We start from the raw sequence: 20,145 nt of genomic DNA on the forward strand, positions 1-20,145 counted from the left end.
ACAAACTGTACGAGGCTCAAGATGAGCGGCCCGAAATCCTCAAGGTCCGCCCGATCTCCTCTTGCAACTTCGAATCCACCCGCGCCTTCAAAGCAAAGAACCCCTCGGTCTGCTCGGGGCCCAGAGGGGCGCGAAGCTCAATGAATTCCTCAATGGCTTTCAGGTGGCCACGGTAGAACTGCAGGTCCTCATGGAACACCATGCAATCCCGAATGAACCACGCCCGGCGACCCGGCAAGCACACCGCTTGGTGCTGCAGCAGCAACAGCGACCGCTCATGGACCTTCAGGCGCTTCCATTCCGCCACCAACTGGCCGGGACGCCACGCCTCGAAAGGCAAATCCCAGAGGTTCACGGGACGCCGCTCAAACCTTCCGCCTGCCATGACGCACCTTCCGGGTTTCTCTGGCAGCACACCGCTTCACCTTCTCAGGCGAAAAGCGTTGCGCAGGAAAAGGATTCCCCTCTTTCAGGAAACCCGGAGCCCCCCTGTTCTTTGTGAGGGGTTGCAGCGCAGCCACCGCAGCCCGCAAGCGGGAAGCCTCCACTTCCAGAGGCACAGCCGAAACCACGCTGGCAGAACCCTGCTCTGGAGGCATCAAAGCATCCAGCAGCCCTCCCGTCATTTGGTAGGGGCACCACTCTGGGACCTTCGGGCGTTTCGTGACCAGAAAGGCCCTCAAAGGATGCGAAGGGTGAGAGAGCGGGGATGCGCCTTCACACCACACCATCAGCACGTCATCGTCTGGCAAGTCCTGTTCAGCGAGGAGCCACTTGAACTCCCAGCCTTCCGGAAGGCCATGGGAACCCCGAAACCACCCTCCACCCTCACCCTCCACGGAGCACCATCAAGCCATGAAATTCAAAGAACAACCCCAGCACCGCGAAAGCAGCAGCTCCAGGCGAATGGAAAAACAGGGCCGTGGACCCCAGCCCCACATGCACCATCGGGCGACTCAGCAACCCGAACCAGTGCACCCGCATCAAATTCACCAAGGTCAAATACAAATTCAACCCCAGCACCACCCAGAACAAACCCTCTGGCAGCCCGAACTTCCTGAAACCCAAGAAAGCCAGGTGGTACATCGGCAGCACCAGAGCCACGACCAGCAAACCCCACAGCACATGCTCCGCTGCAGCTTTGGCCTCCAAGGACTCCGAAGCGAAAACCACCCTCCGGCCACTGTGCAGCACATCATGCAACACACCCCAGCACAACACCACGCAATACACCCAGAACATGACGGTCAAAAGCAGCACCATGAAAGAACCTCCAGCAAACAGAAAACCCCGAGGATCTCGGGGCCCAGAAAGTCAACTTGTGTCGGTGACACCCAGAGCACCAGAAAACACCACGCGAAAGCAGCAGCCACAGCCACGCAACCCCCAAACGCAAAGCCCTCTGGCACAACAGAAAAAGCCCCCACTCCCACACCACGCCAACACCACCACACGTGACGGCAAAACCACCGACCCGCCCGGCCCACAAAAACCCTCTGGGACACCCCAAAGGGAAACTCGGGGTACACACATCACCGAAAACCTTCCGAAAAACGCTTTTTTGCAACTCCGGTTTTTCGCCCCGAGGTGCCTGCCAGAGGGTGGGTCTTTGTGGGGTTGGTTGTTGTGCTGGATGGGTTTTAGGGGTGTTGGGGTTTGATGTTTGTGTCGATGATTTGGAGGTTGAATTGTTGGCTGAGGGATTGGATGAGTTTTTGGTTGGTTTGGTTCACGCAGATTTCCGCTTGGATGAGGATTGGGGATCCGTCTGGGAGGGCAAGGATGAGGTGTGGGTGGGCGTAAGTGTAGTGGTCGGTTTGGAGTTTGTGTTTTTCGAGCCAGCGCTTGAGCCAGAGCTGGCTTTCGCAGAGCACGAGGGTGGTGTTGGGTGGGATGGGGTTGGTTGTGAAGGCGGGGATGGGGTTGGGGGTGGAGAGGAGGATTTCGAGGGCTTGGAGGGCAACTTGGTCACCTGTGGTGGGTTTGAGGGAGCCGCCTGCTTGTTCGGGTGTGGGTGGGTAGGGTCGTGTTGCGCTGTGCCAGGTGAGGAAATCGTGGAGCCGGATGAGGGTGTCTGCATTGATGGTGTGTGTCTGGCCGTGCATGTCTTGGTAGGCGAGGGGCCCGGAGGCATCGATGGGCTGGTAGAGCTCGTGGAATTTCTCGGGGGACAGGGCTTCTCGGGCACCGTTGTGGTGGGTGAGGATCAGGTCGCCTTCCCGGATGATTTGAATGGATTGGTGGGTGGTTCTGATGAAGGGTTGCCATTGGTCGATGCCGAAGCCGCGGTCTTTGAGGCGGTGGTCCATGTTTCTGGGGTATTCAGGGTCGATGGTGCTGATCTGGTCGGGGTGTGGGTGGAGGGTGGTCCATTTGAGTTTTTGGATGTGGATGCCGGAGAGGGTGACGCCGTCTTCCATGCCCCATGTGAAGGGGTGGGTGGTGACGGGGTTTTGTTTTTGGATGTACTGCTGGGCTTTGGGGGTGGTCATGGTGGGTCCTTTCACTTGAGGGTTTGAAGGCCGATGTGGGCGATGGTGGCGATGAGGATGATGCCTGCGAATCCGCTGTATGTGACGGTGGTTTTTGTTGTGGGGTAGAGCCTTTGGCGCAGGTCGTGGAGGAGCAAGCTGAGGATGTGGTTGGCGATGATCAGCCAGTAGATCCAGAGGGGGATGTGGAGGTGGGTGAAGCCGAGGTAGTTGAGGTAGTAGATGGGGATGGTGATGGTGATGAGGATGAGGTCTCGGAGGGTGTGGTTTACGGTTTTGGGTTGTGTGGGTTTGGGTGGAAGGATGGTGAGCAGGATGGTGAGAATTGCGAGGATGGCGTTGATGGTGATGTATGCGTAGAGGCTGATGGTGAGGAAGGTGGTCATGGTTGCTCCTGGTTGTTTTGGGGTGGTTGTTTGAGGATTTGGATGTGGGTGGTTGGCTCATGCGCGTTCATGCTGTTGGTGGGGTGTGCCTGAGAAGTTGAGGCGGTTGTACAATTCCCGCAGGAAAGGTTCGTTCATGGGTTTACTGATCACCAAGGTGCTGGCGTGCACCCGGTCCATGCGGCGCTTCTCGTTCCGGGTCAGTTCTTTCCAGAGCAGCCCGTACACGGGAAATTCGTTGTTGAGGTAGCGCTGCAGGGTGGTGAGCCTTTGCTGCCCGTCGATGATCAGGTTGTCGTATTCGTCTGCATCGGGGCTTTCGGTGATCACGAAACGCCCAATGTCGAGTTCCAGCCAGCAGCTTTCCATGAAGCACACCTGTTGTTCCTGGGTCCACACGAAGGCCCGTTGAAAGTGGGGGAGTTTCAGTCCACAAATGAGGTTGGGGTGTCCTTCTTGAGCTTGCTGGTGTTTGTAGATGAAGTGGCTGAGCGAAAAGTCGTGGCTTTGGCCTCTGGCAAGAGGGGGTGGGATGCGTTGGTGGTGTTCAGGGAGTTCAGTCATGGTGCCTCGTTGGTTTCTCTGATGGGTTTTGGATGGTGTTCTGGATGATTTTGGTGTTGGTGGTGTGGGCTTGTTGGTTGTCTTCGTGGGTCCAGAGTGGGGTTTGGAGGGCGCTGGGGTACCATTCGAGGTTGAGGGGGTGGGGTGGTGTTTTGGGGTGTTTCATGGTTTCCTTTGCAGCCAGACTATAGACAATTCTTTAAAAATAGTATATGATGGTTTCAGTTAAGGGAGGACAGACATGAACAGCCAGATCAAAATCCACATCCACAATCAGGAAGACAAAGGGTTCTTCGAACTCATGGGTCGCTTCTTCGCCAGCTTTCAAGTGCGCCAAGCCATCGGCAGCCCCCTCAGCAGCGACGAAACCTACACCTGGGCTGTGGCCACCTCCGGCAAAGCTGTCCTCGGCTTCGCAAGCATCAAACCCCTCAAGAACGGAGCCGCCACCTTCGAAGCCGTGTACACCACCGAAGGCAACGAACTCAAAGGCCAACTGGTCCAGAGCATCATCGAGCACGCCCGCAACCACGGCATCAAATCTCTCAAAATCATCGCCAAAATCGAGAACGCTGACTTCTACCGCGCTCTGGGCTTCGTGAGTGGCCGCCTGCAAGGCCAGTTCATCACCCTCGAAATCAAACTCTGATTCACTTTCACTGAAAGGAACCTGACCATGACCACACTGAACATCACCATCGAAAACGAAGGAATCTACTTCTGCCAGAGCGAGAGCGTCGAATTCTACTTGATCCAGTCCGAGGAGGGGGGTTTTGAGCTCGGGAATGAAATGTGGGACACCGAAGCCCTGAGTGCCGAGCCTGACTGGGAGACTTTGAAGAAGCAGGCCATCGAGCAAGTGGAAGCCGGTGACTTCCAGGAGCCTGCAGAAGACCTCGACGACTGAACTCCTTTTCCCTTACCCTTAACTGCCCTCAGGTGACCCCTGAGGGTTTTTGCTGGACGCTGTTTCTGGTTTCACTGCCCCTTTTGGTTTGGGAGGGGTGTGACGCTCTGGGGGATGGTCAGCAGCTCGATGCCAGGGAAGCGGTCACTGGGTTGCCAGTCGGCAGCAACTTCATCACAGAAATCCAGTCCATGCTGGGCCACTTCGGGGTACCAATCTGGGCCAGAGATGTGATCCAGAACTTGCTGTTCGTTTTCGGCTTCCACCCAGCAGACCATGATGGTGTGGGTGTGTGATTCCCCTGAGCACATGAACCATTTGTGGGGGGTTTGCCCTTTGATGGACCTCATGTCATTTGCTTTGAAGCGAACCCAGTAGCGTTTCAGGGTGCTGGTGCTGGGTTTGGGGACCTTCCGGAATCCGAATTTGGGTAGGGCCCTGTAGAGCATGCTTTCCCGGTGGATGTGCTGGGGCTTGTATGTGACGGTGCGGGCCTGCTCGTTTTTGTGGTCTTCGATGAACAGGTGATTGTCCACGAAGTGCTTCCAGCCTTGATCGTAGTCCTGGGCGAGACTGAAAGGGTTGGCTTGGCCGTTCTTGAGTTCCATTTCAACGGCCCAGTGCTCCGTCTCGAAAACCGGGCTGTATGGGGTGCCGGGTGCGGGGGGTGCCTCCTGGGCCACCAGCACTTCAAGCACGAGGATGATGGTGTATTTGCGCGCTGCGCCTGCAGGGGTGGCATTCAGGGTGTTCTGCTGGGGGTCACTCATGGGTTTTCTCCGGGTAGAAGTGCCTGCTGGCCCATCTGGCCAGAGGTGCGCGGTGCAGGTTGTGCCGGTCATGGTCGGCGAGCATTGCGAGGTCCGGTGTGGCTTGCGGGCGGATGGTTGCGAGGTACTTGAGGTGGTGCAGGATGTTGTACTGGCCCATCAAGTCCGGGTGGGTGTCCATGATGACCAGAGCGAGGGCAGTTGCGCGGCTGTTGCCGTTCGTGCTTTGGATGTGCAGGTGCTCGGGGCGGTGGTGCTCCACGAACAGGCAAGCCACCCTGCATTGCAGCCACGGGCGGATTTTTGGGGTTTTGGGGTTCTGGGGGGTGCTGATGTGCTCGAAAGTGAGGCGCAAAAGGGGCCTGCTGGTGTCCACCCATGCGGGTATTCTTTCGGTGGGTTGCCCGAGGCTGATCACCATGCTTGGGGTGCTCTGGGGGGGCTCGTTGAGCCCTCCGATGGTGATGATCACAGTTGATCTCCGGTGAAAGTGACGAGGATGCGCCTCTGGGTGGAGGTGCACACCCCGAAGTGGGTGTATTCGTCTTTGGGTTCAGGGAGAGGGGTGATGTTGATGGGGTGGCTGAGGCCGCAAGCCGAGCAGTGCCTGACTTGGATGGTGGTGCTGGGTGTGGCTGCGCTGGTGGTGTTTTTGGCCCAGTTCTCTGGGAGTTGAGGGGCAATGAAGGTCCGGCCCCGGTTGTAGTGCGGGATGGGGTCTTCTGTTGGGATGGGCACGCAGCTCTCCCAACTTTCGTATTCGTTGCCGTCGGCGTCGAAGTACAGGGTTTTCCCCATGGTTTTTTGGGCGGTGAGGCCGTGCTTTTTGAGTTCTTTGCGGTCGAAGTCTTCAGGGGTTTTCCAGATGACCGGTTCGATCTTCCAGCCGGGTGCGCGCTGCAGGTGATTGAAGGCCTCGTTGAACACTTGCAGGAGGTCCACGAAGTGCCGTTGCCATTTGAGGGGCATGCTTTGCAGGAGTGTCCGCTCCAGCAGCAGGTAGTTGGCGTACGACAGGCTGAAGTATTCGTGGATGGCCCCGTCACGGCTGATTTGCACGCCGTCCGGGGTGTGGGTGGTGTACTGGGTGTCCGGGTCGAACCGGTCCATGAGGTGGGCGAGCGCAGCGTAACCTTCAGGGGTGAGTTGCTGGCGTTGTGCCTGCAGCAGGGCCAGCCGTGCCCGGAGGATCAGAGAGGTGAGGTCGAGGTTCTCCAGGTACAACGTTGTGGCGGTTTCGCTTTGCAGGGTCACGGCTTGGCAGTCTCCATGCAGGAACTGGAAGCGTTCAAGGCCGTCTTGCAGGTCTTTGGCGTAAAGGTCCTGCAGGGTGTGCTGCTTCCCGCAGTGCTCGCAGTGCAGGGTCATGGTGGCGAAGCAGTACTTGATGTGCGCTCCGGGGGGTGATGTGCTGGGCTCGGCGACTGGCAGGTAACGGTGGGTTTCGTTGACGATGTACTTGCGGTCCGATTGGGCCCACAAGTCGGGGTTTTTTTCAGCCCAGAGTTGCAGGTTGGTTTGGGCTTCGTCTCGGGTGGAGCCGTGCACCATGGGGATGTAGTACTTGTTGTGCGGGTCCCAGGTGCTGATCACGGTGATGGGGTTGGGTTCACTTGGCATGCTTTTTCTCCTTTGCTTGCATCAAGGCCTGTTCGATTTCGGTGATGGCCTGCCCACTGGTGACCTTCTGGGTGGTGTACCTCAGGACCGTCCAGTGGTTGGTGGCTGCGAGGTTGTATTTTTCGGTGTCCCGTTCGTAACCGTCTGGTTGGGTGTGTCGGCTGATGCCGCGCGTGCCACCTTCGATTTCCACGGCGAGCATGAATTGTGGCCATGCGAAATCGAACCGGAAGTTGCGGTGGATGCTGAATTTGTATTCCCGTGTGGGTTCAGGCAGCCCGAGGAGGTGGATTTGATGCAAGAAAAGTTCCTCCCCAGGGGATGGTTGCCTGGGGAGGTGGGGTTTGTGTTTTCGTGTTTTGAGGTCTTTGATTTTCTGGAGTTCTTGACCGGCCCGAGGGTCGCCTTGCTTTGCGCGTTTCTGCAGGTATTGCGTGGCGGCATCCTGGGTGATTTTGCGGCGGGGAATGGTGGGCCTCCTTTGTGCAGGGGGGTGGTGGTTTGGGAGGGGTCACCTGCGGGGTGGAGGGGGGTTCAGTTTCGTGCAGAGGTGGGTGTATGCCTGAATGAATGCCCGGGTGATCAGCGGGTGCTGGATGTGGGCGGTGGCGCGTTCCCTGCAGCCGTTTTGCTGCCAGCCATCGATGAGCAGGATCCCTGAGCGTTTGCGCCAGATCCAGCCTTTGTGGCAAGCGCGTTCTTGCAGCACGGGCAGCAATTCCAGGGAGAGTTTCCTGAGGTTGACGTGCTCTTCGAGGGGCGGCTCGGTCCAGTTGGGGTTGGTGAAGTTCACCGTGATCCATTCCAGGGGGGTTTGGAGGGTGACTTTCTGGTGGGGTTCGGTGGTCACGGTGAGGGTGGGGTCAGGGTCGGCGAGGGTGAGGTTGTGGAGCAGGTTGAAGGTTTCTGGGGTGAAATCGAGGTCTTGGATCATGGGGCTTCCTGCATTTCGGGGACGCTGGAGAGGGGCTGAACCGAGCCGTCCATGTGAATGATTTCCCGTTTTTCGGTGTCCATGACGCAGAACCGCTTCTCGGGCCTGATGTCACCTCCAAGGTCAATGAAGTAACTCACCCGGCCATCCTGATGGGTGAGTTTCATCGGGTGGGGCAAAGGTGTGTGCCCATGCACACTGAACTCCACACCCCTCGGCAAGAACCTCAAGGGGTGCACCATCGGGCGTTCCCAGAGGTGGCCGTGAATGCCGACTTTGCTGGTGTAAATCTGGTCGTGGTCGTGCTGCGGGGGCATGGCGTGAGAGGCAAGCAGGGGGCCTTGAATGAACACTTCCGGTTGGTCTTTCAGCCAGAGCAAATGCCGGGTGAGCATCGATGATGCGTCACTGAGGAAACGACGCTCGTATTCCCGCCAGGTGGCATGACCTCCATGCTTGTGCCAGTGCCTCATGTCGCTGGCGTCACCCCAACGTGCATACATTGCCATGGCTTCATGGTTGCCCATCAGCAGCACCGCCCGGCCTTCCACCACCAGCCGCTTCACGCCTTCAATCACTTCCACGTTCTGGTGGCCACGGTCAATCAAATCCCCGAGGAACAGCAACGGTTGGTCTCCGGCCACCCCAAGGGCGAATTCGAGCAGCCTGAAACTGCCGTGGATGTCTGGGATGATGATCATTCTTCACCTGCCTCTTGGGGGGTTTTGGAAAGGGGATGCATGCCGGGGGAATTCAGGGACAGGTACTGGTCATAAATCCTGTTCAATTCATTGACCTCTCTGGTTTCGCTTTCCAGGTACAGAAAGGCCACATCTTGGTTGTTTTGGCGTGACCTTTCGTACTCCTTCTGGTAGTGCGTGACCACGCGTTGCTGCCGCTCGTGCTGCATGAGCAAATCCAGTTTGAGTTCAATGCGGTCCAGTTGTTTTTTCAAAGCCGGGTGGATGGGTTCATCGCCCATGGTCGAACAGCTTTCTGGTCACCGCTTGGCTTTTCTGCAAGAACCGCCCGGTCATGGAGTGATGGAATTGCCAGCGTTTGAAGACCCTTTCCATCGATGGGATCACCACCTGCTTTTCCAGTCCCGTCTCAGGGTCCCTGCACAGCACTTCCGTGAAGCCCCGCTTGGCTTGCTCCTGAATCGCCCGGTTGACCTGCAGGGATTCCCGCACGCATGCAGCAGGCGAATCGTACTTGCCTCGCTTCACCATGTCCTGCAGGGTCTCGTAAGAGCAGGCATCGAAGGTGAACACCACCCGGGTCATGGTTGATCCTTCAAGACTTCCGGAATGCTGCCTGCAATGTGCTGCAGTTCCGAATCGTTCATGCCCATCGCTCCGACTTTGCCTTTGCTGCAGCGCGCAACCGCCACCACCTGCACGATCAGCACATCACAGTCCGGCGAACTGGTGCATTGTAGGGTCCCTGCGACCAGAGCGTCAAGCTTGCTCTGGGTGGGCTTGGCTTCGGTTTCAGGGATGATCACGGCATCCTGTGGTTTGGGAGGGGTGCTGGTGGCGAGCACCAGGTAAGAGCCGACGTCCAGGATTTCACTCATGTTTTTGGTCTTTCTGGGCGTTCTGGCAGGCCCGGAGGTGCGCTTTGAGGGTGGCCAGCATTTCACTGGCATGCTGCTCGGAAACCCGGTCGTGTGACGTCTGGTTTTCCTGAAAGGAGTGCAGGAAAGTCACCGTGAACACCCGATTGAAGTGATTCTGGTGCACTTCCCGCAAAAACCCGAGTTCCGAAGAGCGCCGGAGGACCGCCAGAAACACGCTCTCCATCACCTTCTGGAAGTCCACGTGGGTGCTGGGGGTGATTTGTGCTTTTTTGGGCAGGTAAACAGCATGCGTCTGGTGCTGCAGGCACAGGGAGTGCCGCAAGTCCTCGGTGGTCACGGCAAGCCCAGGGTCGGCCTCTTGGAGGTCCTCCAGCAAATCAAATGCCTCCCTGGGCGCGATGAGATCAAGAAGGGAAGGCAGGGGGGTCACTCGTTCTCCAGGTGCTCAAGCCAACGCTGGACGTTCACCACGGTGAGCTTGCGGTAACCCATTTCCAGGTGGCCTTCTTTGTGCAAATCGGAAAGGATTTTGCTGGTTGATTCACGGATCTGGTGTATGAGCGCGGATATGTCCTGGTGGGTGATGGCCACAGTGCAACTGCCGTCCCCATGATGGTCGGCGAGCGGCGTGTCCAGCAGTTGCGCAAGCAGGATCTGGATGCGTTTGCGCCCAGGGAACACATGCAGGGCCGAAAACACCCCCATCCTGCCGATCTGTTTCTCCAGCGAAGCCACGTCCACCTCTGGAACCGCAGTGAGCTTCGAGAGCATCGCTGCCGTGAAAGACACGCCGGTCGGCAAATGGAAACTTTCGCCTGGCAGAATCAAATTCGTGGTGACTTCCTCACCGTAGAGGAACGTCGGCACAGCCAGCACCCCTTCATTCAGGCGGTAATTCAGGCCCTGCCAGCTCACCGGTGAGCTCTGGCCGCGATGCAACATCAACTCAGTCATGCTTTCTCCTTTTCAGGGAACCACTCAGGCCAATTGGCTGGGTTGCACCTCTTGTTTTCAATGGTCCAGAGGGCGTCTTGCAGGGCGTCATTTGCCCAGCGGCACCCTTCTGATTTCAGTTGGGAGCCATCCACATAGAAAGCCAAATGGTTCGACCAGGGGCCTTCGTAATAAACCGGGTGGGTGCGGTGGTGGTCCACGAAGCGCACGAAACCCATTTCGATGTGCAGCACCCAACCTTCCGGGGTTTCCCAGCGCAACTGCAAGGATGGCTTTTCGGCGTCTTCAGGCATGCGGATGGGTGCATGAACATCCGGGGGCCCGAGCAGGTCGGTGAGTTCAGTTGGGATGCTGGCCATGCAGTGACCGGTGAGCACTTCGGCACTCAACGCGCGGATCTTCTCGGGCATCAGTCCGCCGCCTCCTGACGGGTGGGGTAGAACAGCAGCTTGTTTCGGGTGGAAGAGCGCTCAGCGACCACCAGCCCATCTGCCTGCAGGGCTTTGACGACCTTTTCGATCTGCCGGATGGGGGTCCTGCGGTTGAATCCGATCTGCTGGCAGATGGCCCTGACGGTCACGCCGGGCGTGCCTTCAATCACCTCTCGGACCTTTCCCTCAAGGATTTGCTGCTCCTCGCTTTGCTCCTCTGCACTCAAAGCCCTGTACATGAAAGGGTCTTTTTGGCTGCCGGATCCAGCGCGACCAAGCAAGTTGTTGTCCAGCAGGGTCCTGATGTAAGAGCGGGTCACGGCATCATCGAGGACCAGCAGCTCAGCAAGCTCAGTGAGCCCCATCGGGCGTTGCTGCACAGCCAACAAAATGGCCTTCTTGACGCTCGGGAATTCCGGGAATTCCTGCAGCCGGTGATGGTGACGGTTCAGGTACACCTCTCCGGCGTCGGTCAGGCAGATGCCGCTCGCTTCTTTCCTGGCGAAGCCCAGCATGTACAGGGGGGACAGGGTGGAGTGCACGTCCTCAAGGTCAAAATGGTACCCTTTCAGGCGCTCAGTGAGGGCCTTGATGGGCGTCGGGTGGGCGGAGAGTTTCGAGAGCACTTTCACCATGGCAACGATGGTGATTTCACTGAGGGTTTCGGTGTTTCGTTCCATCAGCCTTTCTTCACTTTCGGTTGGATCACGCTGGCCACATGCGCTTTCGGATCCGGGACGTTGCTTCTCCACTGCTGGTAATCGCGGTGCAGCACTTTGACTTTGTACTGCCCGTCGGCGTTGCGCTTCGGGGCTTGCAGGTCATGAAACAAGCACAAACTCAACGCTTCGCTGAGGTCCGAAGTGACCAGTTCGAAGTAAGAGAAGTCCTGCCGGGCAACCTGGGCTTTCAACTGGTCCCGTTCGGCCCTCAATTCCCGCATTTCAGCGGCGTGCCGTTCACGCTCCCGACTCGCCCCGGAGTGCGCCTTCTCGACTTTCTGTTGCGCTTCCAGCAAAGACTTTTGAAGCCCGAGAATCTCCTTTTTCAACTGGTCTGTTTCTGGAGCAGCAGCAGCCCGCTGCGCTTCACTTGCCCGGACCTGCAGGGCACGCACCTCGCTTTCAAGGGTGTCCACCTGCTGTCGGAGTTGCTGTTCGTGCCGCTCGTACTGGTCGAGTTCGTTTTTGTAGTGGTGGGTCACTGCCGCAGCGAGGCAATCCTCAAAGAACTTCCGGGCGTCCAGGGCGTGCTTCTTCAGCACCGCGTCGGCCAGAGCAGCATCGAAAGTGCGGTGCAGCAACCACTCCTGTGCGACATCCACAAAGCAATCCATGCCGCGCCGCAACAACCTCAAATTGAAGTGGTCGTTGTGGTGATCGCTGAAAGGCTGCGTCAAGTAAGCCTCTCTGGTGCTCTGCAGCAAATCGGTGATCGCCAGGAAGGACTTGCGGGCCATCAAACCGAAATCCTCATCGTTCAACTGCGCCAAACGCAACGCCGGCGGAGGGGTGACCCTTTTGCGGACAGGGGGCGGTTGGTTCACGCCAGACAACTGCTGGTTCAATTTGTTCAGTTTGCTCACGGTTCTCCTCTCCCTGCGTTGATCTCAGAGAGGTAATGCTGGAAGGCCTCGCTGTTGAACGGCAAAGGGGTGCGCACCACCTTCAGAAGGGTGGTTGCCACCTGCGCAGCACCATGCTCGTGGATGTGAGACAGCACCTCCGGCAACCACTCCGCGAACACCCGCATGGGGGCTTTGCTTTTGAATTTCAGTTCACACAACGCCCGGAACACCTCCGGGTAAGCCTCCAGAAGAATCAAAGCGGAAAACTCCACCTCTGGGTGCTCCGCGAGATCCAAGGCGACTTTTGCGCGTGCAGACGTGAGTTTCGCCTGCCGGGACAGCAGTGCAAGCTGCTCCGGGTAAGGCAAAGGCGGGGTTTCCACTTTCGGCGGGAGGGCAGGGGTGCGTTTCCCGCCACGCAAAGAACGCTTCCGGGACTGCAGCACAGCCTTCGCAGGAAGCCACTCCGCAGGGGCGCGGATGGTGTACTCGGGTTTTCGTCCCGGTCGATCCAGGCGACTCACCACCTGGAAGCCCAGCAGGGCATGCAGGGTTTTGCGGGCCGTGTCCTCGGTGATCAGGCACCTCCGGGCAATTTCAGGGATGCCTGCCTGGACACTCAAGGTGCCGGCACTCAAAGTGATCAGGTGACTCACCACCCGGTGCTCATGGGGGGTGAGGGGGTACTTGTCGAGCCGGTCCCGCAAAGCATCGGTTGTCTTTCGGGCCACCTACGTCCGCTTTCTGCAAGGCCCTGGCCCCCTGAGGGTCTCCGCGTACAGACCGCACAACTCCTTGCGGTTCAACTCCGCGAGCTTCGCACGGGTCTGCAACTCAATGCCCGGCATGGACCACCAGCCCCCGTAATACCCGGCCTTCCGGAAAGCCATGATCTGATCGATCATGCTCTGGGCAGTCACCTCCGGGAAAGGATCCGGGGCTTCAGGTTCAGGCGCAGGCTTGCTGGGCGTGGGCTTGGAGGGCTCCACGGCGGCAATCAAAGCCTGCACTTCATCCACTGGTTTTCCCTGCCAGGCCCCCTGCACCCGGTTGATCACCTGATCGAGCACCATGTGCAACTCTGGCTTCTTGTGCGGACTGTTCGGCACCCGCCAAGCGCCTTGCGCCCCACCGATCGGAATGGGAGGGTCAATGGCCGTGAATTGCCCGAGACGCCAACCGTTCGACCCGAAGTACCACGGGTCATCATGATCCTCAGGGGCACCGGTGATCACCTCCTCGATGATGGCCACCGCATAAATGCCTTGCTTCACGAACCTGAGGACCTCTGAAGGGTCCGTGAAATCCGGCATGGCCGCTGGTTGCATGCCGACAATGCCCAGGCAGATCTGCTTCAATTCCTCGCCGAGCCTGAGTGCAGCCTGCTCACCTGACGGGCCTCTGCCGCCATGAAGGGCGATGGTGTCACCGACCTTCAAACCCAGCCTCTGGGGTGGGTACTCGCGGTTCTCGACGCGTTTCTTTGGGAAGCCACCCCCGAAGTCGTGCAGCATCATCGCTGGCCACGGCTGCAGGAGCGTCAAAGCCCGCAAATTCTCAAAATCATAAGGGGGCATCAACGGTCATCCTCCGGTGGCAAGTAACTTTTGATCTGGTGCTCCAGGAAGTGCTTGGCTTCTTCGAAACGCGTGTGAGGCAAATCGCGGTATGAAGCCAGCCCGAAATGCTCCTTGAAAAGCCGCCAGGCTTTCGAATAACCCATGTGCTTCCCGAGGGCCTGCCCAAGTGCATGGATGACTTTCACTTGCCCAGCGCTGATCGGCGCGGTTTTCTTCCAGCCTTCCAGTTCAGAGATTCGCTGGTCATGCTGGGTGAGTTGCTTTTCGTGCTGCACAAGCTGCTGCGCGGACTCCAGCAGCATTTCCGCTGGGGTCTTCAAGGCAGGGACAGCAACCCTTCGATTCCGGGCATCTCCGAACGCCTGCACCAACTTCACTTTCAGGGCCACAGACAAATCGTTGTTGCGCACCAGCGTCAGCAGAAAGTACACCTGGTCTTCGTTCAGCAAAGCGAACTTCGGGGGTCTCCCACGGCCTTCCTTTTCTGCGATTTCAAATCGGAATAAACCAAAGCCTTTCATTTCATCCTCGTAATCGCTCAGCAAACTGAGGATGCTTTCATGCTGGTTCCCGAGTTGCGCAGCCACCAACCGGGAGTCGACTCGGGGTTCTTCATTCAAGTAATTCAAGGTGAGGGGGGCATCGGTCATGAAAAACCTCCAAAAACCAGAGGGGCCTCTGGATCAAAATGAGGGTTGAGGGTCACTCGAGTTGCTGGCCATCTTCAAGATGCGCATGGTCAACCTGTCATTGAGCAGGTCCCGGTCCGGCGCAAACAGAGGCGTTTCCACATCCACCACCAGCGTCAACTCCCAAGGCTCGACGAACAAATGGTTGTACTGCTCGGAGGGATCATGGAATTTGATGAGGTGCGCAGCGAGCACGAAATCACGCGTTTTGCTGCCCTTCGAGCTCAACTCGGGAATGGTGATCACCTCACCATCTGAAGGATTGAAGGCCTTCAAGGAGAAAGCGACCATCTCGCCAGCTTTGGGTTTCTTGTTGATGCGATGGCAGACCTGAAAGAACTTCAAATCCACCGCGTTCTGCAAATTCACCACCAGATGGGTGTACAAATCACCATGGTTGTCGGGCTTGGTGCTCGCTTCGCTGAGGGTGACCGAAAATTCCTTTTTCACTTCCGCTTCCTTCTTTCGATTTCCAAACGCCGAGCCGCGGCATAAGCCGAAAGGTACTCGGGGGTGGCCGCCTTGATCTCTTGGATGTGCTGCACACTCCAACCTTCAATCAAAGCGAGCTGCTCGTCTCGCAAAGGGTGATGGTGGATCTTCAACAAGCGGTCCTCGCTCCAAATGGGCCAGTTGGGCAACTGCGGTTGGATTTCCGGCCTGATTTGACCTTTCAGAATCAAGCGAACCAATGACTCTGTGAGGTTGTGTTCGGTGGCCACTTGGCGTCGGACTTCAGAGGGCAGATCTGGCGCATCCGCACCGAAGTACAGGGGGTGTCGGTTCCGCAACGCCTGAATCAACTCCGGGGTGGCTTTCGGGCCTATAGGATTGTTCTGGCGATGCTCGCGGTATGCTTTGATGGCCTCCGGAGGGTAGTAAGTGGCCCATTGACGACCAGCATCCCAGCATTTCTTGCCTATGAAACGCAAATCCAGCCAGTCTTTGGCACCTGAAGGATCCACCTGTAATTCTTCGCACACATCCCGGAGTCGCACCCAGCCTTCAGGAGGGTACTGCTCCTGGATGTGCGCTTTGAAGGCAAGAACAGCGCTCGGGTCAAAAGCCAACTTGTCTCCGACTTGCATGGCATGAAGTTGTTTTTGGTTCAAAGCCTTGTAGATTTTTTGGATGCTCCAACCAAGCAGTTCAGAAGCCTCATGCACAGTGATGTGTCCTGCAGGCCAGTGGCTGCTGCGGAGGTTCACCACGGAAATCTGGGTGTTTTCCAGGTACTGCCGCAAAACCTCCACAGGAATGTACGTGTGGCCTTGGTGGTGCGAATAATGGTCCGTCAACTGGTGCTTTTTCATGAACTTGTACAGCACACTCTTGGTGACGTGAACAGCGAGAGTGGCTGCGAGCAGCAGCACTTTGCCTTCCAATTGAGGGAAGTCAGGTCCGGCCAACCGATGGGCGAGCTGCACGAAAAGGCGGGTGGCTTCGTCAAGGTCCATGATGTCCACAATGACCGGGTCGACTGGCCCAGCCACCGGCTTGAATTTTGCGCGCACCGCCAGCACCGGTTTCTCCTTCGGGACCTTCGGGACCTTCGGGACCTTCGGGGGTGCAACGGCAGGCTCTGGTTTGGGTTTCTGTTGCCTCTCGGTTCTCAAAGCATTCTTGAGGTCCGGTACATGCACCAAAAACACACCGTTGTCCCTGCAGGTGCGAACGGTGTGCCGATCAAGCAGGCGCATGATCTCCGAGGCACTGACCCCCGTGACCAGCTCGGCTCCTTGAAGGGGCTTGAAGTCCGGGGAGGGTTTGGGTGTTACAGCCTCGGGCTTGGGTTTGGCTGCTGGTTTGGGTTGTGGAACTGGCCTCTGGGTGCGGAGATCCGCGATCTTTTCTTTCCAGCCTGACAGCACATTTTCATGCACGTAAACCCCAGGGCCACACTTCCGCACCATCGACCCTTCTGGAGTGTGCTGCTGCATCAACTGAGCAACCATGCCCGATGAGCACTTCAGCAACCCCCGAGCTTCTTTTAAGGACACAAAGCCTTGGCTTTTCAACTCTGCCCGGTCCGGCTTTTTGGGGGAGCGTACCAGTTGAATGTCCAGTTCGGGCTTGCCCTTCCGGGACTCCAAGTACACCTGCAGTGGATCTCGACGTCCAACTTTCTGCAGTTCCTCCGGGGTTGCTTCACGCACAGTGCCACGTTCCTGCTGGGCGTAAATGCACAAGTTGCCCACGAACCGCCCGCAGATTTTGCCTTGCTTGCGGAGTTCTTCGAGGGTGGCTTTGACCACGTTGATGTTCAAGGCCAGTTCGGTGGCCACTGAAGCGGCCGTGGCTGAACGACCCCCGTCGAAGTGGCTGTGCAGGAGACCCATGAGGTCTTTGCGCACGTCGGACTGGTCATGGTCGAAGCTCATCCGTTCGTACAGGATGCTGGTGTTGATCTGGATGCAGCGGATCATGCCCCGGTTGATGAGTTCATCGACAATGGCGCGGTAAACGTTCATTGAATTGTTCCCGAGGGCACCCCCGATGTCGGATTTGCGGATCATGGTGAGGTGATCGAAGAGGGCCATCACTTTTTCGATCTGCTCCTCGGTGATGGTGATGGTTTTGGGCAGGGGCATGCAGCACCTCCTTTCAGGTTGTTGGTTTGCTGAGGGTGGTGAGGGCTTTTGCGTAAGCGACCACCAGGGCGACCCGGAAGGCAGCTTCGGTTTCGCTGGGGGTGGTGCAGTGGGTGCTTCCCTCGCCGATCGGGACGTGGCCATGCAGCAGCACCACCACCCGGCCCGCCATGGGCACCTCCCAGCTCGCTTCGAGGTCCGTGATGCCCTGCCGGACTTTCATTTCGAGCTCCATGCAGGCCCAGTCCCACTTCTCGGATTTCAAGACGGGTTTCTCGTCCGAGAAAGCAAGCGTGAAATGACCCCTCGGGGTTCTGAAGGCGAAAGACTGGAATTTGCCTTTGTCCACGGTGGTGATGAAAAACTCCGGGCGGACAGCCCGGAGCAACATCAGGGGGAAAGGGTGTTCCATGTGGCTTACAAATCCAGAGCCTGGATCTGCTGCAGGGTTTCCGCCACGTGCTCCTGCGATGGCTTGGGGGCACACAGGGGCTGGATGTGACTGGAAGCCTCACCTGCCAGAGGAGGCAGGTCTCGGGTCATCTCGGTGAGCAGTTCTCGCTGGACAAGGCTGATGGGGTCTTCTTGTGGCATGCTGCGCTCCTCTTGGGGTGAAAATCACTCTGCTGGTTCGTAGGTTTTCTCGAAAATGTCGGGCTTGCAGGGGTACCGTTCGCCATTCACGCCGGTGATGATCCAATCTCCAGCAGAAATGTACATGCGGCCTTCCAGGGTGCTGATGTAGGGGTACAGGCGCACGATGTCCAATTTGCTGGCAAGGTACATGGCTTGGGTGAGGTCAATGTCCTCAGGCAACTCGTCTTCGTACTCCCAGCCGTCTTCCATGCCCTGCTGGTACTGCGCAGCTTCAACCACCACTGGTTTCTTCTTGAATTTCCGGGTGCCTTCCTGCGGGTGGGTTGCCTGCGGGGACTCTTCGAACAGCACAGGGAACGGCTCCGAGGGGACAACGAAGTACTCCGTGTGGCCAGTAAACCTGCAAACCATGTCCAGGTCGCGTGCGACGGTGTCCAGTTCCTCTTGATCTCCACGGGGGTTGATGGCCGGGAGGAGGATGTAGCGCAGGTCGTTGTGTGTGTGCACTTCGTATTCTTTGCCTTCAAGGACGATGCTTTTGGCCTCTTTGGGGATGAGGAGTTGGGTGGCCACAATCGGATGCGGAACGGGGATGTATCGGTCCATTTCAATTGCCTTTCTGGTCTTCTTGGAGGGTGATTTCTCGTGGCTGCCGGAGTTTCAGGCGTCTTCTGTGCTGGTCGTTGTTCGCGTACCAGGCAAGCAACTGGAAACCCAAGGTGAAGGTGGCAACGGCGATCAGTGCAGCGATCAGCACGGCAAACCTTTCAGTTTTCGATGACCCGTTCAAGGTTGTTCGGCTCGAACGCCCCAGCGGTCATCCATGGGAGGTTGTTTTCCTGTGCGTACTTTTCAACATCCGGCTGGAAGGACGGGAAGTGCACCCAGACCTTTCCGGAGATCTGGGCTTGCGTGGCGTTGGGCTCCACCACCAAGCCCACCTCTCGGGTCACACAGAGGTTGTCGTATGGACTGCTCGGCGCATGGAACCTGCCCACGTAACGCACTTTGATGCCTGGAGGGAAATCACTCGGGTTTTTTTTCATGGGTGCGCTGCCCCTCCTGAGAGCAGCCATCGATGTGAATGCCAGTGATTTCTGGCAGGGACCTTCGGGACTGGTGCATGGTGTAACCGGTTTTTTGTTCCAATTCGACGTACCGCTGGTACAACTCTGGATTCCTGACGGCACCGTTCCGCAGGTCGTTGCTGTTCGCCAGAATGCAAAAAACGCAACTCAGGCGGTCATTCCCGAGGCCGTAAGCAGGGTGGAGTTCCTGCCCTGCCTCCCGGATGGCCTCGAACACTTGGTCACGGTTGAAGTGGTGGATGGGCAGCCAGTCGAACCATGCACGGCTCTGGGTGGTGTTGGTTTCATTTTTCCGCCATGTAATGGCTTTTGCGCGCCTCGGGCTTTCCTCAGCTCGGAGGCCCACGCAGTTGATGATGGTTTGAAAGCCGTGCTCTTTGGCGTACCGCCTGACTTCCCGTTCAATGGGGCCTCGCTTCAGGTCGGAGGTGCACTGTCGGTGCTGCGCGCTCGGCCAGCTCGGCACGTCCGGCCTGCTGTCAAACCGCGCTTCCACCATGCCCAGCAGGGTCTTGTTGGCACGGGCCACCACGAAAGGCAACCCTGCGTTTCTGGCTTGCTGCTCGGCGTGCTCCAAAGCTCCGGGCCATTCCATTTCCCCGAGGGAGGCGTGAACGACCAGCATTTGTGCTGCAGGACTGATTTTCAGGAGTTCGATCAGCATGGCCTGGCTGTCTTTTCCGCCACTGTGGTTCGAGACGATCAATGCCCCTGCGCGGATGAGGTCTTGGACTTCATCGGGTGGCCACTGGGTTTCAAACAGCGGGTTTTGCATGGTCCTCTTGCGGGGGTGCCGTCATGGCACGGTGTTTTTTGATCAGGTTTTCTGCCCGATCGCTGAATTCTTTGATGGGTTTCCTGTGGATCCGGTTGTAGTTGCTGAGCAAATCCATGGCTTCAGACATCCACGCTCGGGCATCCACCCAGTGCACCTGCTGGTGCTCGTAGCGTTGCAGGGCTTCCATTCCTGCAGGGCTGAGTCGGCAGTGCCCGTTGATGCTGTGATCCACCAACCCGAAGGCTTTCAGGCGTTCGAAGGTGGCATTCAAGCGCTCGTGGCCACACATGCCGGACTTGCCGCGCACATGGCGCGTTTTGGGGGACGAGCCGTTGTTCTCTCGGATCAAATCCCGAATTTCAGTCAGCATTTCAAGTTCGGCTTTGCCGAGTTCCACTTCGATTTTCATGACTCACCGCCCGGTAAAGAACAGGCCTGATGCTTTTTTGTTCCACCAGGCCTTGCGTGACAAGAATTTTGAGGTTCTTCCAGACGGCCCGAATGCCGTTCGTGGTGCGATTGCCTCTGCCGTCCTCTGACAGGGTGTCGTTGATTTCCTGTGCACTGAGCCACATGCCAGATGTGGATCGCAGGTGCCGGAGGATCCGGTTGCAA

General features: G+C 57.7%; 35 protein-coding genes. 2 read left to right on the top strand and 33 right to left on the bottom strand.

Annotated features, from left to right (window positions below; all coding sequences use genetic code 11):
* Window positions 1-16: 16 nt before the first annotated feature.
* The 7 genes from Q371_RS11720 to Q371_RS26995 form a co-directional block, all read right to left on the bottom strand.
* On the bottom strand, window positions 17-385 hold the full coding sequence (locus Q371_RS11720; protein ID WP_034340711.1) for a hypothetical protein: 369 nt from the start codon (window positions 383-385) through the stop codon (window positions 17-19).
* Complete coding sequence (locus Q371_RS27560; RefSeq protein WP_169743834.1) at window positions 366-626, bottom strand: hypothetical protein; 261 nt, start codon at window positions 624-626, stop codon at window positions 366-368. The genes Q371_RS11720 and Q371_RS27560 overlap by 20 nt, the downstream gene beginning before the upstream one ends.
* 202 nt (window positions 627-828) lie before the next feature.
* Complete coding sequence (locus tag Q371_RS11730) at window positions 829-1,263, bottom strand: hypothetical protein (RefSeq protein WP_034340715.1); 435 nt, start codon at window positions 1,261-1,263, stop codon at window positions 829-831.
* Window positions 1,264-1,640: 377 nt separating this feature from the next.
* The gene (locus Q371_RS11735; protein WP_034340718.1) at window positions 1,641-2,492 is read right to left on the bottom strand and encodes a hypothetical protein; all 852 of its coding nucleotides are present in this window, start codon (window positions 2,490-2,492) and stop codon (window positions 1,641-1,643) included.
* An 11-nt stretch (window positions 2,493-2,503) separates the two neighbouring features.
* Window positions 2,504-2,878: a hypothetical protein gene (locus tag Q371_RS11740; RefSeq protein ID WP_034340720.1), complete on the bottom strand. Its 375-nt coding sequence runs from the start codon at window positions 2,876-2,878 to the stop codon at window positions 2,504-2,506.
* 57 nt (window positions 2,879-2,935) lie between these two features.
* Complete coding sequence (locus Q371_RS11745; RefSeq protein ID WP_034340722.1) at window positions 2,936-3,442, bottom strand: DUF262 domain-containing protein; 507 nt, start codon at window positions 3,440-3,442, stop codon at window positions 2,936-2,938.
* The gene (locus tag Q371_RS26995) at window positions 3,435-3,608 is read right to left on the bottom strand and encodes a hypothetical protein (RefSeq protein WP_157442670.1); all 174 of its coding nucleotides are present in this window, start codon (window positions 3,606-3,608) and stop codon (window positions 3,435-3,437) included. Before Q371_RS26995 ends, Q371_RS11745 begins: the two co-directional genes overlap by 8 nt.
* A 75-nt stretch (window positions 3,609-3,683) precedes the next feature.
* Between Q371_RS26995 and Q371_RS11750 the strand changes: the two genes are divergently transcribed.
* Complete coding sequence (locus Q371_RS11750) at window positions 3,684-4,091, top strand: GNAT family N-acetyltransferase (protein ID WP_034340725.1); 408 nt, start codon at window positions 3,684-3,686, stop codon at window positions 4,089-4,091.
* Between the two features lie 27 nt (window positions 4,092-4,118).
* Window positions 4,119-4,349 carry a hypothetical protein gene (locus Q371_RS11755; protein WP_034340727.1) on the top strand — a complete coding sequence of 77 codons (231 nt, stop codon included), beginning with the start codon at window positions 4,119-4,121 and terminating at the stop codon, window positions 4,347-4,349.
* A 71-nt stretch (window positions 4,350-4,420) separates the two neighbouring features.
* Here Q371_RS11755 and Q371_RS11760 read toward each other — a convergent pair whose 3' ends face one another.
* The 26 genes from Q371_RS11760 to Q371_RS11875 all read right to left on the bottom strand — a co-directional run bounded on the left by Q371_RS11760 (window position 4,421) and on the right by Q371_RS11875 (window position 19,939).
* Window positions 4,421-5,119: a hypothetical protein gene (locus Q371_RS11760; RefSeq protein WP_034340730.1), complete on the bottom strand. Its 699-nt coding sequence runs from the start codon at window positions 5,117-5,119 to the stop codon at window positions 4,421-4,423.
* Window positions 5,112-5,591 carry a hypothetical protein gene (locus Q371_RS11765; protein ID WP_034340733.1) on the bottom strand — a complete coding sequence of 160 codons (480 nt, stop codon included), beginning with the start codon at window positions 5,589-5,591 and terminating at the stop codon, window positions 5,112-5,114. Before Q371_RS11765 ends, Q371_RS11760 begins: the two co-directional genes overlap by 8 nt.
* A complete protein-coding gene (locus Q371_RS11770; RefSeq protein ID WP_034340734.1) occupies window positions 5,588-6,739 on the bottom strand; it encodes a hypothetical protein in 1,152 nt (383 codons plus the stop codon). The genes Q371_RS11765 and Q371_RS11770 overlap by 4 nt, the downstream gene beginning before the upstream one ends.
* Window positions 6,729-7,040, bottom strand: a complete 312-nt coding sequence (locus Q371_RS11775; protein WP_034340736.1) for a hypothetical protein — start codon at window positions 7,038-7,040, stop codon at window positions 6,729-6,731. The genes Q371_RS11770 and Q371_RS11775 overlap by 11 nt, the downstream gene beginning before the upstream one ends.
* A gap of 210 nt (window positions 7,041-7,250) precedes the next feature.
* On the bottom strand, window positions 7,251-7,673 hold the full coding sequence (locus Q371_RS11780) for a hypothetical protein (protein ID WP_034340737.1): 423 nt from the start codon (window positions 7,671-7,673) through the stop codon (window positions 7,251-7,253).
* The gene (locus Q371_RS11785; protein WP_034340739.1) at window positions 7,670-8,374 is read right to left on the bottom strand and encodes a metallophosphoesterase; all 705 of its coding nucleotides are present in this window, start codon (window positions 8,372-8,374) and stop codon (window positions 7,670-7,672) included. The genes Q371_RS11780 and Q371_RS11785 overlap by 4 nt, the downstream gene beginning before the upstream one ends.
* Complete coding sequence (locus Q371_RS11790; protein ID WP_034340741.1) at window positions 8,371-8,655, bottom strand: hypothetical protein; 285 nt, start codon at window positions 8,653-8,655, stop codon at window positions 8,371-8,373. The genes Q371_RS11785 and Q371_RS11790 overlap by 4 nt, the downstream gene beginning before the upstream one ends.
* The gene (locus Q371_RS11795) at window positions 8,645-8,959 is read right to left on the bottom strand and encodes a hypothetical protein (protein ID WP_034340743.1); all 315 of its coding nucleotides are present in this window, start codon (window positions 8,957-8,959) and stop codon (window positions 8,645-8,647) included. Before Q371_RS11795 ends, Q371_RS11790 begins: the two co-directional genes overlap by 11 nt.
* The gene (locus tag Q371_RS11800; RefSeq protein ID WP_034340745.1) at window positions 8,956-9,252 is read right to left on the bottom strand and encodes a hypothetical protein; all 297 of its coding nucleotides are present in this window, start codon (window positions 9,250-9,252) and stop codon (window positions 8,956-8,958) included. Before Q371_RS11800 ends, Q371_RS11795 begins: the two co-directional genes overlap by 4 nt.
* On the bottom strand, window positions 9,245-9,685 hold the full coding sequence (locus tag Q371_RS11805) for a hypothetical protein (RefSeq protein ID WP_034340748.1): 441 nt from the start codon (window positions 9,683-9,685) through the stop codon (window positions 9,245-9,247). The genes Q371_RS11800 and Q371_RS11805 overlap by 8 nt, the downstream gene beginning before the upstream one ends.
* The gene (locus tag Q371_RS11810) at window positions 9,682-10,209 is read right to left on the bottom strand and encodes a helix-turn-helix domain-containing protein (RefSeq protein WP_034340750.1); all 528 of its coding nucleotides are present in this window, start codon (window positions 10,207-10,209) and stop codon (window positions 9,682-9,684) included. The genes Q371_RS11805 and Q371_RS11810 overlap by 4 nt, the downstream gene beginning before the upstream one ends.
* Window positions 10,206-10,619, bottom strand: coding sequence for a hypothetical protein (locus Q371_RS11815; protein WP_034340753.1), 414 nt, complete (start codon window positions 10,617-10,619; stop codon window positions 10,206-10,208). Before Q371_RS11815 ends, Q371_RS11810 begins: the two co-directional genes overlap by 4 nt.
* Window positions 10,619-11,320 (bottom strand): hypothetical protein, encoded by a 702-nt coding sequence (locus tag Q371_RS11820; protein WP_034340756.1) that lies wholly within the window; start codon window positions 11,318-11,320, stop codon window positions 10,619-10,621. Before Q371_RS11820 ends, Q371_RS11815 begins: the two co-directional genes overlap by 1 nt.
* Window positions 11,320-12,225 (bottom strand): hypothetical protein, encoded by a 906-nt coding sequence (locus Q371_RS11825; protein ID WP_034340758.1) that lies wholly within the window; start codon window positions 12,223-12,225, stop codon window positions 11,320-11,322. Before Q371_RS11825 ends, Q371_RS11820 begins: the two co-directional genes overlap by 1 nt.
* On the bottom strand, window positions 12,222-12,938 hold the full coding sequence (locus Q371_RS11830; protein WP_034340760.1) for a hypothetical protein: 717 nt from the start codon (window positions 12,936-12,938) through the stop codon (window positions 12,222-12,224). The genes Q371_RS11825 and Q371_RS11830 overlap by 4 nt, the downstream gene beginning before the upstream one ends.
* Entirely contained in the window at window positions 12,939-13,784 is an 846-nt protein-coding gene (locus Q371_RS11835) for a hypothetical protein (protein ID WP_034340762.1), read from the bottom strand.
* Entirely contained in the window at window positions 13,784-14,437 is a 654-nt protein-coding gene (locus Q371_RS25680) for a Rha family transcriptional regulator (protein WP_051964147.1), read from the bottom strand. Before Q371_RS25680 ends, Q371_RS11835 begins: the two co-directional genes overlap by 1 nt.
* 33 nt (window positions 14,438-14,470) lie before the next feature.
* Window positions 14,471-14,926 carry a hypothetical protein gene (locus tag Q371_RS11845; RefSeq protein ID WP_034340764.1) on the bottom strand — a complete coding sequence of 152 codons (456 nt, stop codon included), beginning with the start codon at window positions 14,924-14,926 and terminating at the stop codon, window positions 14,471-14,473.
* A complete protein-coding gene (locus Q371_RS11850; RefSeq protein ID WP_034340766.1) occupies window positions 14,923-17,067 on the bottom strand; it encodes a helix-turn-helix domain-containing protein in 2,145 nt (714 codons plus the stop codon). Before Q371_RS11850 ends, Q371_RS11845 begins: the two co-directional genes overlap by 4 nt.
* A 13-nt stretch (window positions 17,068-17,080) precedes the next feature.
* Entirely contained in the window at window positions 17,081-17,479 is a 399-nt protein-coding gene (locus tag Q371_RS11855) for a hypothetical protein (RefSeq protein WP_034340769.1), read from the bottom strand.
* A 5-nt stretch (window positions 17,480-17,484) separates the two neighbouring features.
* A complete protein-coding gene (locus tag Q371_RS27000; RefSeq protein ID WP_157442671.1) occupies window positions 17,485-17,661 on the bottom strand; it encodes a hypothetical protein in 177 nt (58 codons plus the stop codon).
* 24 nt (window positions 17,662-17,685) lie between these two features.
* Window positions 17,686-18,270, bottom strand: coding sequence for a hypothetical protein (locus Q371_RS27740; RefSeq protein ID WP_051964148.1), 585 nt, complete (start codon window positions 18,268-18,270; stop codon window positions 17,686-17,688).
* Window position 18,271: 1 nt separating this feature from the next.
* Window positions 18,272-18,421, bottom strand: a complete 150-nt coding sequence (locus tag Q371_RS27005; protein WP_157442672.1) for a hypothetical protein — start codon at window positions 18,419-18,421, stop codon at window positions 18,272-18,274.
* 10 nt (window positions 18,422-18,431) lie between these two features.
* A complete protein-coding gene (locus Q371_RS11865) occupies window positions 18,432-18,710 on the bottom strand; it encodes a hypothetical protein (RefSeq protein WP_034340771.1) in 279 nt (92 codons plus the stop codon).
* Window positions 18,691-19,527 carry a phosphoadenosine phosphosulfate reductase domain-containing protein gene (locus Q371_RS11870; RefSeq protein ID WP_084571390.1) on the bottom strand — a complete coding sequence of 279 codons (837 nt, stop codon included), beginning with the start codon at window positions 19,525-19,527 and terminating at the stop codon, window positions 18,691-18,693. Before Q371_RS11870 ends, Q371_RS11865 begins: the two co-directional genes overlap by 20 nt.
* Window positions 19,508-19,939: a hypothetical protein gene (locus tag Q371_RS11875; protein WP_157442673.1), complete on the bottom strand. Its 432-nt coding sequence runs from the start codon at window positions 19,937-19,939 to the stop codon at window positions 19,508-19,510. Before Q371_RS11875 ends, Q371_RS11870 begins: the two co-directional genes overlap by 20 nt.
* Window positions 19,940-20,145: the final 206 nt, after the last annotated feature.

This window comes from Deinococcus misasensis DSM 22328 (assembly GCF_000745915.1).
Taxonomy (GTDB): Bacteria; Deinococcota; Deinococci; order Deinococcales; family Deinococcaceae; genus Deinococcus_C; species Deinococcus_C misasensis.